The organism is Serratia sp. 14-2641, from assembly GCF_001692375.1.
Classification (GTDB): domain Bacteria; phylum Pseudomonadota; class Gammaproteobacteria; order Enterobacterales; family Enterobacteriaceae; genus Chania; species Chania fonticola_C.
The window spans coordinates 22,457-36,989 of sequence record NZ_LXKR01000022.1 but is presented as its reverse complement, the minus strand read 5'-3'; the positions used below and the strand labels follow the sequence as shown (position 1 = coordinate 36,989).

General features: G+C 52.9%; 13 protein-coding genes and 1 pseudogene. 11 read left to right on the top strand and 3 right to left on the bottom strand.

Annotation, left to right across the window (positions count from 1 at the left end; translation table 11 throughout):
• The first annotated feature begins 483 nt into the window (after positions 1-483).
• A complete protein-coding gene (locus tag A6U95_RS09535) occupies positions 484-2,517 on the top strand; it encodes a glycoside hydrolase family 3 N-terminal domain-containing protein (protein WP_065684295.1) in 2,034 nt (677 codons plus the stop codon).
• Between the two features lie 126 nt (positions 2,518-2,643).
• Here the strand turns inward: A6U95_RS09535 and A6U95_RS09530 are convergent, their stop codons facing one another.
• On the bottom strand, positions 2,644-3,168 hold the full coding sequence (locus tag A6U95_RS09530) for an NAD(P)H-dependent oxidoreductase (RefSeq protein ID WP_065684294.1): 525 nt from the start codon (positions 3,166-3,168) through the stop codon (positions 2,644-2,646).
• Between the two features lie 104 nt (positions 3,169-3,272).
• On the opposite strand from A6U95_RS09530, the gene A6U95_RS09525 reads away from it, so the two are divergent.
• The 3 genes from A6U95_RS09525 (at position 3,273) to nrdG (ending at position 7,403) form a co-directional block, all read left to right on the top strand.
• Positions 3,273-4,169 carry a LysR family transcriptional regulator gene (locus tag A6U95_RS09525; protein WP_065684293.1) on the top strand — a complete coding sequence of 299 codons (897 nt, stop codon included), beginning with the start codon at positions 3,273-3,275 and terminating at the stop codon, positions 4,167-4,169.
• A gap of 302 nt (positions 4,170-4,471) precedes the next feature.
• On the top strand, positions 4,472-6,610 hold the full coding sequence (nrdD, locus tag A6U95_RS09520) for an anaerobic ribonucleoside-triphosphate reductase (RefSeq protein ID WP_065684292.1): 2,139 nt from the start codon (positions 4,472-4,474) through the stop codon (positions 6,608-6,610).
• Positions 6,611-6,938: 328 nt separating this feature from the next.
• Positions 6,939-7,403 (top strand): anaerobic ribonucleoside-triphosphate reductase-activating protein, encoded by a 465-nt coding sequence (nrdG, locus tag A6U95_RS09515; protein WP_065684291.1) that lies wholly within the window; start codon positions 6,939-6,941, stop codon positions 7,401-7,403.
• On the opposite strand, the pseudogene A6U95_RS31440 reads toward nrdG, so the two are convergent.
• Positions 7,404-7,712, bottom strand: a pseudogene (locus A6U95_RS31440) (hypothetical protein); the annotation flags it as partial. It lies immediately after the preceding gene.
• A 338-nt stretch (positions 7,713-8,050) separates the two neighbouring features.
• Here A6U95_RS31440 and A6U95_RS09510 point away from each other — a divergent pair.
• Positions 8,051-8,758, top strand: coding sequence for a hypothetical protein (locus tag A6U95_RS09510; RefSeq protein ID WP_065684290.1), 708 nt, complete (start codon positions 8,051-8,053; stop codon positions 8,756-8,758).
• Positions 8,759-9,013: 255 nt separating this feature from the next.
• Here the strand turns inward: A6U95_RS09510 and A6U95_RS29680 are convergent, their stop codons facing one another.
• A complete protein-coding gene (locus A6U95_RS29680; protein WP_074423331.1) occupies positions 9,014-9,490 on the bottom strand; it encodes an Hcp family type VI secretion system effector in 477 nt (158 codons plus the stop codon).
• Between the two features lie 565 nt (positions 9,491-10,055).
• Here A6U95_RS29680 and phnF point away from each other — a divergent pair.
• The 6 genes from phnF to phnK are packed head-to-tail and all read left to right on the top strand — an operon-like array spanning position 10,056 to position 14,530.
• Positions 10,056-10,784: a phosphonate metabolism transcriptional regulator PhnF gene (gene phnF / locus A6U95_RS09500; protein WP_059199562.1), complete on the top strand. Its 729-nt coding sequence runs from the start codon at positions 10,056-10,058 to the stop codon at positions 10,782-10,784.
• Positions 10,785-11,228, top strand: coding sequence for a phosphonate C-P lyase system protein PhnG (phnG, locus tag A6U95_RS09495; RefSeq protein WP_065684288.1), 444 nt, complete (start codon positions 10,785-10,787; stop codon positions 11,226-11,228). It abuts the gene before it with no gap.
• 3 nt (positions 11,229-11,231) lie between these two features.
• Positions 11,232-11,813 carry a phosphonate C-P lyase system protein PhnH gene (phnH, locus tag A6U95_RS09490; RefSeq protein ID WP_065684287.1) on the top strand — a complete coding sequence of 194 codons (582 nt, stop codon included), beginning with the start codon at positions 11,232-11,234 and terminating at the stop codon, positions 11,811-11,813.
• Positions 11,813-12,898 carry a carbon-phosphorus lyase complex subunit PhnI gene (locus tag A6U95_RS09485; RefSeq protein WP_065684286.1) on the top strand — a complete coding sequence of 362 codons (1,086 nt, stop codon included), beginning with the start codon at positions 11,813-11,815 and terminating at the stop codon, positions 12,896-12,898. Before phnH ends, A6U95_RS09485 begins: the two co-directional genes overlap by 1 nt.
• Positions 12,891-13,742: an alpha-D-ribose 1-methylphosphonate 5-phosphate C-P-lyase PhnJ gene (locus A6U95_RS09480; protein WP_065684285.1), complete on the top strand. Its 852-nt coding sequence runs from the start codon at positions 12,891-12,893 to the stop codon at positions 13,740-13,742. Before A6U95_RS09485 ends, A6U95_RS09480 begins: the two co-directional genes overlap by 8 nt.
• Positions 13,742-14,530, top strand: a complete 789-nt coding sequence (gene phnK / locus A6U95_RS09475) for a phosphonate C-P lyase system protein PhnK (protein WP_065684284.1) — start codon at positions 13,742-13,744, stop codon at positions 14,528-14,530. The genes A6U95_RS09480 and phnK overlap by 1 nt, the downstream gene beginning before the upstream one ends.
• The last annotated feature ends 3 nt before the right edge of the window (positions 14,531-14,533 follow it).

Genomic DNA, 14,533 nt, shown 5'->3' with positions numbered 1-14,533 from the left:
GTTTGCTAAAATCCATGCATAATTGTTTTAAAAACAATGATTTTGCATGTATCGAACAATGAAATTGGCGCTGGGAACACTTTCTCTGTTACTCAGCGCCAGGCAGGGGCCAACAAGCAGCGGATCACACCGCGACGCCCTGCTGTTGAATCATATATTTAACACCAAGTAACTGACCTTTATTATTCCCCGAATAAATAAGTCACCTGTACAATTATTCTTGCTTTCACTTAACTTCCCTAAATTTCTTCCTAAATCATCATTACGCTATTTCAGGCGTAAAAAGATCTGCATCCAAATCAAAATGTGAAGGATATCCCAAATCGTAAATAGATTTATTTCACGCTGTAAAAAAAACATGTAATAATAGGAAAAAATTAGCTTAAAATAATAAACACATAATAAATATAACTATTTTCAAATAAACCACCAGACTGATTTTTTCCATCGGCCTTTTTACCTCTCGTGAAATGGAGCATTTTTATGACCATCAAAAGGAAGTCGATATTTATAGTCAGTGGTTTATTCGCCGCCGGATTGACCGGCTGTGACAATAATGACACCAAGATTACTCCGAGCAATCAGGCGGAGCTGGAGAGCAGAAATATTCCCACGCTTACCGTCGACGGGCTGAAATTTAAAGATCTGAATAAAAACGGCCAGCTAGACCCTTATGAAGACTGGCGTCTTGATAGCACCACCCGCGCCCGCGACCTGACCGCCCGCATGAACGTGGAAGAAAAAGCCGGTGCCATGATGCATGGTACCATTGGCCTCGATGGTGCTGGCCGCGTCGATATCAGCGCCGCCGAAGAAGATGTTAACCAACGCTTCGTCAACACCTTCATTACCCGTATGGCAGGCGATCCACAGCATATTTCCGCCGATAACAATGCGCTGCAGGAAATGGCCGAGAAGTCTCGCCTCGGTATTCCGGTGACCATCAGTACCGACCCGCGCAACCACTTCGTTAACGATCCTAATGCCACCAGCGTCGCGGCAGGCAGTTTCTCACAATGGCCGGAACCGCTCGGCCTGGCAGCAATCGATGATACGGCACTGTCCAAAACCTTTGGTGATATTGCCCGTCAGGAGTACCGGGCCGTTGGCATCCATATGGCGTTATCACCGCAGGCCGACCTTGCCACCGAACCGCGCTGGGGCCGTATCAACGGTACCTTTGGTGAGGATAACCAGCTCGCCAAACGCCAGGTGCAAGCTTATATCGAAGGCTTCCAGCATGGTGATAAAGGCTTGACCCAAGACAGCGTCATCACCGTGGTAAAACACTTTGCCGGTGGCGGTCCACAGCTTGGCGGGTTGGATCCACACAACATCTTTGGCAAAGAGCAGGTTTACCCAGGTGAGAATCTGGAATACCACCTGGTACCGTTCGAAGGGGCATTTGCCGCCAATGTGGCCTCGGTGATGCCCTATTACGGCCAACCGATCAACCTGTGGTACAAGGATCAGCTGATTGAAGAAGTGGGTTTTGGCTTTAATAAGCAGGTGTTGACCGAGATGCTGCGTGGCCGCTTTGGCTTCACCGGCGTAGTGCTGAGTGACTGGGGCATCCTGGAAAGCTGCGAAGGTAAATGCGCCACCGGTATCAGCGATGCCGACATCGCCGCCGGAGTCTCGCCTTGGGCTGCCGGGATCGGCATGTCGTGGGGCGTTGAGAACCTCACCCGCCAGGAACGTGTAGTGAAAGCGGTGGAAGCCGGGATCGATCAGTTCGGTGGTACCAGCGATCCCAGCGATCTGATAGAAGCCATCAACCAACAACAGCTGCCGATCGCCACCATCGACGCTTCCGTCACACGTATTTTGCAGCAGAAGTTTGAGCTGGGGCTGTTTGAGAAACCTTACGTGGACGAAGCCAAAGCGGTGAACATTGTCGGCAACGCGGAGTTCCAGCAGAAAGGGGATGATGCACAGCGCCGTGCGCAGATCCTGTTGCAGAATAATAACTCCCTGTTGCCATTGGCGCTGAGCGGCAAGAAGGTGTTCCTGCATAACGTCAACGCTACCGTGGCGGCACGCTATGGGTTGGAAGTCGTCGCTACGCCGGAGGAGGCAGACATCGCCATCCTGCGAGTAGATACACCGCATCAGAACGATCCGCACTACCCGTTTGGCGTTTCGGTCAACTTCGGCCAACTGGGCTTTGACGATGCCGATACCGTGGTGCTGGATCAGAAAGCTGGCACTTACAGCGGCAGTGAAGACTATCAGTTGATCAAACAGGTGAAGGCGCTCAACATTCCAACGGTGATTTCCGTTTACCTCGATCGCCCGGCGATCCTGACCAACATCGTGGATAAAACCGACGTATTGCTGGCCAACTTCGGCGCATCCGATGAGGCGGTGCTGGATGTGATCACCGGCAAGAGCAAGGCACAGGGTAAATTACCGTTTGAGCTGCCATCCAGCTGGCAGGCGGTACTGGACCAGAAAGAGGACGTGCCGCACGATTCTGTCGATCCGCTGTTCCCAATCGGCGCGGGTATTCTGTAATACGGCCCCTCACCCTCAACCCTCTCCCAAAGGGAGAGGGAGTAGCCCGAGCTAGTCATCAAGCGGGGGCCACACTTACCACCGAGCAGCAAACTTCGGTGTTAAGTGTTCACGATGTCCCCGAACTTAAAAACTCTGTACCAGTTTCACTACCTTCGTCACTTCCTGAGCCAACACTTCATCGCTCATATCAAATACGCCCTGCACCAGGTGTGGCGGCAGGTAATCCATGCCAGTCAGGTTAGCGACGGCGTTAAACGGCCGCAGCAGGTCAGCCACCGGATAGCGGTTATACCCTGCCGGTGAATAGGCCTGCGCGTTGCCCCCGGTGCTGACCACCAGTTGCAAAGGCTTACCCTGCAGTTGGGTACCTTCGCTGCCATAGGCGAAACCGTGGGTTAATACCGCATCCTGCCATTCGCTGAGGATCGCCGGTGAGCTGTACCAATAGAACGGAAACAGCATCACCACCACATCGTGCGCCTGCAACAGTTCCTGCTCGCGGGCCACATCAATCTGGTAGTCAGGGTAAACGCGCATCAGTTCATGCACGGTGACGTTAGGTAAAGGACGCAGCGCCTCGATCAGCGCTTTATTGATACGGGAGTCGTCAGGGAAACGGTGAGCGGCCAACACTAAAATACGCGACATGGGGAAATCCTTGTTTATCGAAAGTAAGCCATTTTTTCATTTACTCCGTTTCCGGTGTAGTCTGTAAACAGTCACATTAACTTCAACCTAAAGTATCAACCACTATGTCGCTGCCGATTGACGTGCACCGCCTGTTACCGGCGTTTCTCAGCGCCGCTCAGACACAAAACTTCTCCGCTGCTGCACGCCAGCTGGGCGTGACCCCGGCAGCGATCAGCAAGAATATCCGCGTGCTGGAAGAGAAGCTGGCGCTGCGGCTGTTCCAACGCAACACCCACAGCGTGGTGCTGACTGACGAAGGCAAAGCCCTGCTGGAACAGGTGGCACCGCTATGGCAAGCGCTGATCACCACGCTGGAGCTGGCCGGGGGCGCACAACTCCCTCCTGCCGGTAGCGTACGCGTCAGCATGATCCCTGGCTTTGGCCGCCAGGTACTGATGCCGCTGATCCCTGAGTTTTTACAACGCTACCCGATGATCGATCTGGATCTGTCGCTGGATGCCCGGGTGGTGAACCTGGTCGGTGAAGGCTTTGATGTGGGCATCGGCAGCCAGGTCGATCCCGATAGCCGGCTGGTGGCACGCCCGCTCTACCCGATGCAGATGCTATTGGTTGCCGCCCCCGGTTACCTTGCCCAACATGGCACACCGCAGGTGCCGGAAGATCTGCTGCAACATAGCTGCCTGCTGCACCGCAATCCGGCCACCGGGCGTAATGTAAAATGGCCACTGGCACACAAAACACTGGATCTGCATGGCCGCCTGACTGCCAACAGCCCGGAGATGTTGCTAGATTCCGCGCTGGCCGGGCTGGGCATAGTTTGCCTGTCGCGCTGGTATGTGGAACCGCATTTTGCCCAGGGAACCTTGCTACCAGTGCTGCAAGATCACTGGCCAAAACCCACGCAAATCTGGCTCTACTATGCCTCGGCAGATCTGCCGCCACGGGTGCGCGTCTGGGTCGATTTTTTACTGGCGCATTTTCGTCGCCCTTCTGCTTGATGCGATCGCAATCACGCTTTAACAATCTTTCGGATAATCGGCATTTTCCATTCAAGCCGCTGATAGCAAGGGTTACAAATATTCCTGTAACGGGTAACTGTACAGGGTTCAAACTGCTCCCCCCATTCTTTGACCCACGTCAAAAAAATCGGCACCACACCCATATATAGTGCCCATAGAGATTCAATCACCTATATGTAGTAGTTATCCACAATATCATCCACACCCTCCGCAGCCCTTGCGCCCTGCGGTTTTGCCCTGTGGATAAGCCGACGCTCCCCCATGGGGACAGGAGTTACAACGTGAAACCAGTAGTGATTAAACGGGACGGTTGCCAGGTATCTTTTGACGAGATGCTGATCAAGCAGGCCATCGAGCGGGCCGCTTTGGCCGCTGAAGTTGTCGATGCCGACTACTGTGCTACCGTCGCCCGCGTGGTCGCTCAACAGATGGAAAACCGACCGCGTGTCGACATCCACGAAATCCAGCAGGCGGTAGAAAACCAGCTGATGTCTGGCCCGTATAAGCAACTGGCACGTACCTACATCGAATATCGCCACGATCGTGACGTCTCGCGTGAGCTGCGCGGGCGGTTGAATCAGGAAATTCGTGGTCTGGTGGAACAAAGCAACGTCGCGCTGCTCAATGAGAACGCCAATAAAGACAGCAAGGTGATCCCTACCCAGCGCGATCTGCTGGCCGGTATCGTTGCCAAGCACTACGCCAAACAGCATATCCTGCCGCGCGACGTGGTGTTGGCGCATGAGCGCGGCGAAATCCACTATCACGATCTCGACTACTCACCGTTCTTCCCGATGTTCAACTGTATGCTGATCGATCTGAAAGGCATGCTGACCAACGGCTTCAAGATGGGTAACGCCGAGATCGAGCCGCCGAAGTCAATTTCCACCGCCACCGCCGTGACCGCGCAGATCATCGCCCAGGTCGCCAGCCATATTTATGGCGGCACCACCATCAACCGCATCGATGAGATCCTGGCCCCCTTCGTTACCGAGAGCTTCCGCAAGCATCAGCAGGTAGCGCAGCAGTGGCAGATCCCGGACGTGGCTGGCTATGCGATGACCCGCACCGAGAAAGAGTGCTACGACGCCTTCCAGTCTCTGGAATACGAAGTCAATACCCTGCACACCGCCAACGGCCAGACGCCGTTTGTCACCTTCGGTTTCGGCCTGGGCACCAGTTGGGAATCGCGCATGATCCAGCAGTCGATCCTGAAAAATCGTATCGCCGGGCTGGGTAAAAACCGTAAAACCGCCGTGTTCCCGAAACTGGTCTTCGCTATCCGCGACGGCCTGAATCACAAATTTGGTGACGCCAACTACGACATCAAACAGCTGGCGTTGGAATGTGCCAGCAAACGCATGTATCCGGACATTCTCAATTACGATCAGGTGGTCAAGGTCACCGGTTCGTTTAAAACGCCGATGGGTTGCCGCAGCTTCCTTGGCACCTATGAAGAGAACGGCGAGCAGATCCACGATGGCCGCAACAATATCGGCGTGATCAGCCTGAACCTGCCGCGTATTGCTCTGGAAGCTCAGGGTAACGAAGAGCGCTTCTGGCAGTTGCTGGATGAGCGTCTACTGCTGGCCAAGAAAGCCCTGATGACCCGCATTGCCCGCCTGGAAGGCATCAAGGCCCGCGTGGCACCGATCCTGTATATGGAAGGAGCCTGCGGCGTAAGGTTGAAGGCCGACGACAATATCGCGGAGATCTTCAAGAACGGCCGCGCCTCGATTTCGCTGGGCTACATCGGCGTGCATGAAACCATCAACGCACTGTTTGGCGCAGAAAAACACGTGTACGACGACGAGAAACTGCGCGCCAAAGCTATCGCCATCGTTGAGCGCCTGAAAAACGCCACCGAAAGCTGGAAAGAAGAAACCGGCTACGGCTTCAGCCTATACAGCACACCAAGTGAGAACCTGTGCGATCGCTTCTGCCGCCTGGATACCAGCGAGTTTGGCGTCGTCGCTGGGGTGACAGACAAGGGTTATTACACCAACAGTTTCCACCTCGACGTGGAGAAAAAGGTTAACCCGTACGACAAGCTGGACTTCGAGGCACCGTATCCACCTTTGGCCAACGGCGGTTTCATCTGTTACGGCGAATACCCAAACCTGCAGCACAACCTGAAGGCGCTGGAAGACGTGTGGGATTACAGCTACACCCGCGTGCCTTATTACGGCACCAACACGCCGATCGATGAATGCTACGAGTGTGGCTACACCGGTGAGTTCTCCTGCACCAGCAAGGGCTTCACCTGCCCGAAATGTGGCAACCATGATTCGGCAAAAGTGTCGGTGACCCGCCGCGTGTGTGGTTATCTGGGCAGCCCGGATGCCCGGCCATTCAACGCCGGTAAGCAGGAAGAGGTGAAACGCCGGGTGAAACACCTGGGCAATGGGCAGATCGGCTAACTATAGCGAATGACCCCTCACCCTAACCCTCTCCCACAGGGAGAGGGGACCGAATGTGCCACAACTTGATTACTGCACTCGCCATTGGTAACAAGTGAGAGGATGGGGCCAAATACGTCACAGGTGACTTCCATACCTGACTGCCGCACCGTACCTGCTCCTTCTCCCACAGGGAGAGGGGACTGAATGTGCCACAACTTAATTACTGCACTCGCCCTTGGTAACAATGTTGCAGAGTAACTTCTGCACCTGAGCAGAATACCGGGCCAGCGCCCTCTCCCCGTGGGAGAGGGTTGGGGTGAGGGGCAATATAAAAGAACGCAATACTATGAATTTTCACCAGTATTATCCTATCGACGTGGTCAACGGCCCCGGCACCCGCTGCACGCTGTTTGTCGCAGGCTGCGTGCACCAATGCCCCGGTTGTTATAACAAAAGCACCTGGCGGTTGAACTCCGGCCTGCCGTTTACCCAGCAGATGGAAGACCAAATCATTTCCGATCTCAACGACACGCGTATTCCACGCCAAGGGTTGTCGCTGTCCGGTGGCGATCCGCTGCACCCGGCCAACGTCGCCGCCGTATTGCAGTTGGTCAAGCGAGTACACGCCGAATGCCCCGGCAAAGATATCTGGCTGTGGACAGGCTATAAGCTGGATGAACTGAATAGCGAGCAGATGCAGATCGTCGATCGGATTAACGTGTTGATAGACGGCAAGTTTGTGCAGGATTTAAAAGACCCGGCGCTGATCTGGCGCGGTAGCGCTAATCAAGTGGTGCATAAGCTGCGTTAATGTTGATGTCCGTCCGGATTTACGACTGGCTTCGATGTGATGCTGTTTCAGTGTCCTAATAGCCACAACCGGCTGCGGGTATTTTCGCGATGGCTCCAGCTCAAAACCCCTTGGTCTTAGTGCAAGTGCTGCATTCAATCTTGCGCCGGTGTTCCATAGAGTATCAAAGTACATGCGCCGAGTTAGATCGTCAAAGTAGCTCAGCAATACGGCTACCTCTGGAGTTAGTAGATATTTCGGTAATCCTGCGCCCAGCTGCACAGAACGGGGAAGGGAAGAGGAAGACGGCCAGCCCGATACACGACATATTGTGCGCTGGTCAGTTGCGAGCGAAACCAGATGTTAATTTTTGGGGGATGGCCTGGAACAAAATGATCAACAAAGGATGTGAGCAAGTAAACCATACAAGGCGACATTTTAGGCAGACAAAGAGCCTCAATTTAGAGGACTGAAATTTTGGTTTGCCAATGACATATAAATAATTAATAAATTCAAACTAAAAAATACATCATGTGAATGAAACTTAGATATTACGCATGCATATCAAACTATAAGCTCATTTTTTCATAGGGCTAGCTTTGACGAATGCATTAGAGATATAATGTTCTTTAGTACCAAATGTCGTATAAATAAAAGGAGCTTATTTAATGGACTATAGTTATTTTCTTAGACAACACATGCAGGCTGAAAGAAAAATGGCATTATCCCTTGATAAAGGTGTTGAGGGTGTCTATGAGAAAGCAATTGATACAACCGAGGCAATATATGATGGATTTGAAAGGCTTTCCTGGCGAACATCATGTTTCATTGATAAATATGAAGATGTTTGTCAAGAAATTAAAATAGAAGACGAACGTTATTTTTATGGTATTTTGGAGTTATTTGGAAAGAGAGATATTCTTCTGCATATGCTGATTTTATATATTGAATTTGTTTTAGATGATGAGGATAGAACCCAAAGAGAAGCTAAATCAAGAACAAGAGGAACAAGTAGATTATTTGCTGCGTTTACTTCTGGAGTGCTAACTAAGAAAGCCATTGCTTATACAATAGGTAAATCTTTATCTGGATCGCCTGAGATTTTAGCCTCAATCAGGAAACAAACATATAAGAAAGGGCCATGGGCTTTAACGGGTGTTGCATTTTATGGGCAAGTTCAAAGAGCTGCTATGGCCGCAAGAAAACTAAGAACGCTTGAACCTCGCTATTATAATATACTATATAATAATAGAATTGAGATGCTATATATATATGTAGATCCAATTATAACAGCGTTAATAATGAAGCTTAAAGGTAAACATAACGCCACGCTTGAAGAAAAAATTGAAATTTTAGAAGGGGTAATTGACTTATGATCATCGAAATATTAGAAATAATAAAAATCATGATTAATTTCGTTTTAAAATACGTCAAACTAATTATATTTACTGTATTTTTTAATTTCCTTCCAACTGCTGTCGTTGTTTTATTGTATTTGCTGTATTTGGCATTTATACCAGAATATAGTGGGAGATTATTAATAATATCAATTATTGTGGTCTTCTATTTATCTTGGAAGTATATTCCAGATAAGTATACATAAAAAGGCCGTTTTAAACGGCCTTCAATAACTAGAATACGCGCTCATCCCATATGCTGTATCCTGACGTGCCCGCTACATGAGTCCAGTCAATACTTTTATATGCTATGGATATGATTTCATAAGGCTGAACATCACTCTGTAATAGTGAGTTTGGACAGTGCTGACTAATGCTAACAATATATGCATCCTTAAGCTTTATAGTATAAAATTTTTCAATCCTTCCAGTTGAATCTATTCGGTGCATATAAATTATAATTTGAAGCCTTTCATTTCCATCTAATGCAACTCCCAAAAGAGGCGATGACTTGTCAATAGGCTTGTTTATTACAATTGGATGATGACAGACGTTTTGCTCTCTTGTAAGGTCATGATCAAAAGAATAGATAAAAGCTTGGTCTTCATGCCCTTTTTGACTTCTATTTCCAATGGAGGGTACTGATGAACAGCCTGCGGAAATATGCCCTTGCTTTTCACCTTGAATATCTGCATAAATAGTTGTGGCCATTTAAATCTCCATTTAAATTAAGCGACTTTAAAAAATCGAAGTTCCATAGTAATAATCCACTCCGTGTATAATACTAGAAAGCCCAACAGTATACTTATAGATTTACAAATGGATTCCATGAATGAATTTTTTTTAATCATATATTTTTATTATTGAATAATTGGTCGCTAACAAAGCTTGCTAAGCTTGTGGCCCTCCCCATTTCTGGGTTTTCTAGCAGCAACTCAACGGCAAGTTCAATCTCACCATCAACTTGTTCCGCGGCCAATAGATTGAGTGAATAAAGAAATTCAAAAAATGCGTTCCCGAGTTAGCACGTTTGTGACAACAAAATAAGCCTTCTTGGTGTTTTTTCACTCAACCCAGCGAGCCAACCCCCACTCTTTACATCAATCTAAGACATCATCTCCCTGTCCCAAATAGTTCATCAGTTCGCCACCTGCACGTCACCTGATTGTCATCTGCCCCCGGCAACATTAGCCCAACTTTGTTACCGAGTGCCGATCATGAATGCTATCGCCGCTTTTTCGCTTTCTCCCCCAACCGAAGTGCCGAGGTATTAGCTATGACGCACTTATCTAGACATCCGACCAGTTATCCCACCCGATATCAACAGATCGCCGCCCAGTTGGAGCAGGAACTGTGCAGCCAATATCGCTGTGGAGATTATCTGCCATCAGAACAACAGCTTGCCGAGCGTTTTGAGGTCAATCGCCACACGCTGCGCCGCGCCGTAGACGAGCTGGTAGAACGCGGTTGGCTGCAGCGCCGCCACGGCATCGGCATTCTGGTGCTGCTACGCCCGTATAACTATCCGCTGCACGCCAACACCCGCTTCAGCCAGAACCTGTTCGAGCAGGGCAGCCATCCCACCAGTGAGCGCTTACTTGCTGTTTTACGCCCGTGCAATGGGCATATCGCCAGCGCGCTCAACCGTGAAGAGGGGGAAACTATTATCCACTTACGCACCCTGCGCCGGGTGAACGGCGTTCCTCTCAGCGTGATCGACCACTATCTGCCCGATCTGGACTGGTGGCCCGCACTGCAACAGTTCCACAGCGGCTCGCTGCATGAGTTTATCCAACAGCAGATCCACCAGCCGCTGACCCGCCGCCAAACCCGCATCAGCGCACGACGTGCCCAGGCCAAAGAGAGCCGCCTGCTGGAGATCGCCACCCATGCCCCCTTGCTATGCGTACGCACCCTAAATACCTGTATCGGCAGCGATTTGGTGGCGGAATACTCCGTCAGCCTAGCGCGCGCCGACATGATCGAACTGACGATGGAGCACTGAATGCAATCCTTACAGCAGAGACAACGCTGGATGTCGGTCCTGGCACATAGCCAACCCGCCCAGTTGCGCAGCCACTGGCAGGCGCTGAACCTCAACCCAAGCTACCAGCGCCTGCGCGCCCCTGAGATTGGCCTGACACAGCTGCTAGGACGGATGGGAGCGACCGGCCGCCGCTTTGTGTTGGGCGATATGACCATAACCCGCGCCGTGGTGCAGTTGGAAAACGGTGCCCAAGGCTACAGCTACGTAACCGGGCGTGACAAAGAACATGCCGAACTCTGTGCGCTGATCGACGCCTTGCTACAACAACCCGCCAACCATGAATTGCTACAGCTTCAACTGATCGAGCCCCTGGCCGCACTGCAACAGGAGCAGCGCCAACTGCGCGCCCGTGCCGTAGCTGCCAGCCGGGTAGACTTCTTTACGCTGGTGCGAGGGGATTAAACCATGACGTTATTAGCCGGCTTTGACCAGCCGATTGAGCAATCCCAGTCTGCTTTCCGTTTGATTTTAAAGGCGTTGAGTGAACCTGGCGTGATTGTTGAACTGCCTGGCTGCCCGACATGGGGTGCGCTGAACGCCGCCAGCACCGCCGTGATACTGACGCTGGCGGATCAGGAAACCCCACTTCAGCTCTGTGCCGAGCTTAAAAGTGAGCAAGTGCTAACTAACATCCGTTTTCATACCGGTGCTCCGCTGGCTACCCGGCAGGAAGATATCCATCTGGCGGTATGGGATGACCAGTTACGGCCTGCCGAGCTGAGCGCTTTACCCCACGGCAGTGAAGTCTCACCGGAGTTCGGTGCCACGTTGGTAGTGCAAATTGACGCATTGGCAGGCAGCCACACACTGCGCCTTTCCGGCCCCGGCATTGAAAAACAACGGGAAATTTCCCCGCCGTTGCCAGCTGCACTACGGGCTTATCTACTCGAACGGCCTCAGCGCTTCCCGCTGAGCCTGGACATTATCTTGACCTGCGGTGAGCGCCTGATGGCGCTGCCAAGAACCACCCGCGTGGAGGAGTGCTGATGTACGTTGCGGTGAAAGGGGGCGAAAAGGCCATCGAGGCTGCCCATCAATTACAGGAAAATCTGCGCCGGGGTGACGAAACTGTCCCAGCGCTCAGTGTAGAGCAAATCGGTGAACAGCTTGGCCTGGCGGTTGACCGGGTAATGACGGAGGGCGGTATTTACGATCGCCAACTGGCTGCACTGGCCATCAAACAGGCCAGCGGCGATCTGGTAGAGGCTATTTTCCTACTGCGCGCCTATCGTACCACCCTGCCGCGCCTGGCCGTCAGCGAACCGCTGGCTAGCGAGAACATGCGGCTTGAGCGGCGCATATCAGCGGTTTACAAAGACTTGCCTGGCGGCCAGGTGCTCGGCCCGACCTACGACTATACCCACCGCCTGCTGGATTTTGCGCTGTTGGCCAACGGTAAAACACCTCCGGCATCACAGGCCGATGAGCCGCTACCAGAGCGCTGTGCCCACGTGTTCGACCTGCTTAATCAGCAACGGTTGGCGCGGGCAGAAGAAGATGACGGCAGCACCCCGGACGATATTACCCGCAACCCGCCGGTCTATCCCTGCTCCCGCTCGGCGCGCTTACAGCAACTGGTGCGTGGCGATGAGGGCTTTCTGTTGGCATTGAGCTACTCCACCCAGCGCGGCTATGGCCGTAACCATCCGTTTGCTGGAGAGATCCGCAGCGGTTACGTTACCGTGGAGATCGTGCCGGAAGAGTTGGGTTTCGCCGTCGATATCGGCGAGATCCTGCTGACTGAGTGCGAGATGGTGAACGGTTTTGTCGACCCGCAGGACCGCCCACCGCACTTCACCCGTGGCTATGGGCTGGTGTTTGGCCGCTCGGAACGTAAAGCCATGGCGATGGCGCTGGTGGATCGCGCCCTGCAAACCGCCGAGTACGGCGAAGCCGTGGCAGGCCCGGCGCAGGACGAAGAGTTTGTGCTGGCGCATGCCGATAACGTGGAGGCCGCCGGTTTTGTCTCCCACCTCAAGCTGCCGCACTACGTCGATTTCCAGGCTGAACTGGAGCTGCTCAAACGCCTGCAGCAGGAATTTGCCGCTCTTCAGGAGAACCGCCATGAGTGAAGTATTGACCGGCTATAACCTCGGTTATCTGGATGAACAAACCAAGCGCATGATCCGCCGCGCCATCCTCAAGGCAGTGGCGATCCCCGGTTATCAGGTGCCGTTTGGTGGCCGTGAGATGCCGATGCCTTATGGTTGGGGCACCGGTGGCATCCAGATCACCGCCAGCATCATTGGCCGTGCCGACGTGCTGAAGGTTATCGACCAGGGTGCCGACGACACCACCAACGCGGTCTCTATCCGCCGTTTCTTCCAGCGCGTAGCCGGGGTTGCTACCACCGAGCGCACGCCAGAAGCCACGCTGATCCAGACCCGCCACCGTATTCCGGAAACACCCTTACAGGCGGATCAAATCCTGATTTATCAGGTGCCCATCCCCGAGCCACTGCGCTTTATCGAACCGCGTGAGACCGAGACGCGCAAGATGCACGCGCTGGAAGAGTACGGCGTGATGCAGGTGAAGCTGTATGAAGATATCGCCCGCTACGGCCATATTGCCACCACCTATGCCTATCCGGTGAAGGTTAACGATCGCTATGTGATGGACCCTTCGCCGATCCCAAAATTCGATAACCCGAAGATGCACATGATGCCCGCATTGCAGTTGTTCGGGGCCGGGCGTGAAAAACGCATTTACGCCCTGCCGCCGTTTACCAAGGTGGAAAGCCTGGACTTTGACGACCATCCGTTCAGCGTGCAGCAGTGGGTAGAACCTTGCGCTCTATGCGGTTCACGCCACAGCTATCTGGATGAGGTGGTACTCGACGACCAGGGCAGCCGAATGTTCGTCTGCTCAGACACCGATTTCTGCCAGCAACAACTCAACCAAGAGGTATCGCACTGATGACTTCCGCTCCATTGAGTGCCACGCCGTTGCTGACGGTCGACAACCTCACCCACCTTTACGCGCCGGGCAAGGGTTTCAGCAACGTGTCATTCGATATTTATCCCGGTGAAGTGCTGGGCATCGTCGGCGAATCCGGCTCGGGTAAAACCACGCTGCTCAAGTCGATCTCCGCCCGGCTGGCCCCGCAACAGGGGCAGATCCTTTACCGCCCACAACCGGGACAACAGCAGGATCTGTACGCGATGGCAGAAAGCGATCGCCGCCGCCTGCTGCGCACCGACTGGGGAGTGGTCCATCAGCATCCGCTCGATGGTCTGCGGCCACAGGTGTCTGCTGGTGGCAACATCGGTGAGCGCCTGATGGCGATCGGCCAGCGCCATTACGGTGATATTCGCCAGCAGGCCAGACAATGGCTGGAAGACGTGGAGATCCCGGTTTCTCGTCTGGATGATCTGCCCACCACCTTCTCCGGCGGTATGCAGCAGCGCTTGCAGATCGCCCGCAATCTGGTGACCCATCCCAAGCTGGTGTTTATGGATGAGCCGACCGGCGGGCTGGACGTTTCCGTGCAGGCGCGCCTGTTGGATCTGCTGCGCAATCTGGTGGTGGAAATGCAGCTGGCGGCGGTGATCGTCACTCACGATCTGGGGGTTGCACGTCTGCTGGCCCACCGTTTGCTGGTGATGAAGGAAGGTGAAGTGGTGGAAAGCGGTCTGACCGATCGGGTACTGGACGACCCGCACCATCCGTACACCCAACTGCTAGTCTCTTCGGTTCTGTCGTAACGT

Excerpts from the sequence above, each read along its gene's own strand:
- A6U95_RS29680 (WP_074423331.1), bottom strand. The coding sequence starts at position 9,490 with ATGGCCACAACTATTTATGCAGATATTCAAGGTGAAAAGCAAGGGCAT.
- phnH (WP_065684287.1), top strand. The coding sequence starts at position 11,232 with ATGACGTTATTAGCCGGCTTTGACCAGCCGATTGAGCAATCCCAGTCT.
- phnK (WP_065684284.1), top strand. The coding sequence starts at position 13,742 with ATGACTTCCGCTCCATTGAGTGCCACGCCGTTGCTGACGGTCGACAAC.
- A6U95_RS09510 (WP_065684290.1), top strand. The coding sequence starts at position 8,051 with ATGGACTATAGTTATTTTCTTAGACAACACATGCAGGCTGAAAGAAAA.
- A6U95_RS09485 (WP_065684286.1), top strand. The coding sequence starts at position 11,813 with ATGTACGTTGCGGTGAAAGGGGGCGAAAAGGCCATCGAGGCTGCCCAT.
- nrdG (WP_065684291.1), top strand. The coding sequence starts at position 6,939 with ATGAATTTTCACCAGTATTATCCTATCGACGTGGTCAACGGCCCCGGC.
- phnG (WP_065684288.1), top strand. The coding sequence starts at position 10,785 with ATGCAATCCTTACAGCAGAGACAACGCTGGATGTCGGTCCTGGCACAT.
- A6U95_RS09480 (WP_065684285.1), top strand. The coding sequence starts at position 12,891 with ATGAGTGAAGTATTGACCGGCTATAACCTCGGTTATCTGGATGAACAA.
- A6U95_RS09530 (WP_065684294.1), bottom strand. The coding sequence starts at position 3,168 with ATGTCGCGTATTTTAGTGTTGGCCGCTCACCGTTTCCCTGACGACTCC.
- phnF (WP_059199562.1), top strand. The coding sequence starts at position 10,056 with ATGACGCACTTATCTAGACATCCGACCAGTTATCCCACCCGATATCAA.
- A6U95_RS09525 (WP_065684293.1), top strand. The coding sequence starts at position 3,273 with ATGTCGCTGCCGATTGACGTGCACCGCCTGTTACCGGCGTTTCTCAGC.
- A6U95_RS09535 (WP_065684295.1), top strand. The coding sequence starts at position 484 with ATGACCATCAAAAGGAAGTCGATATTTATAGTCAGTGGTTTATTCGCC.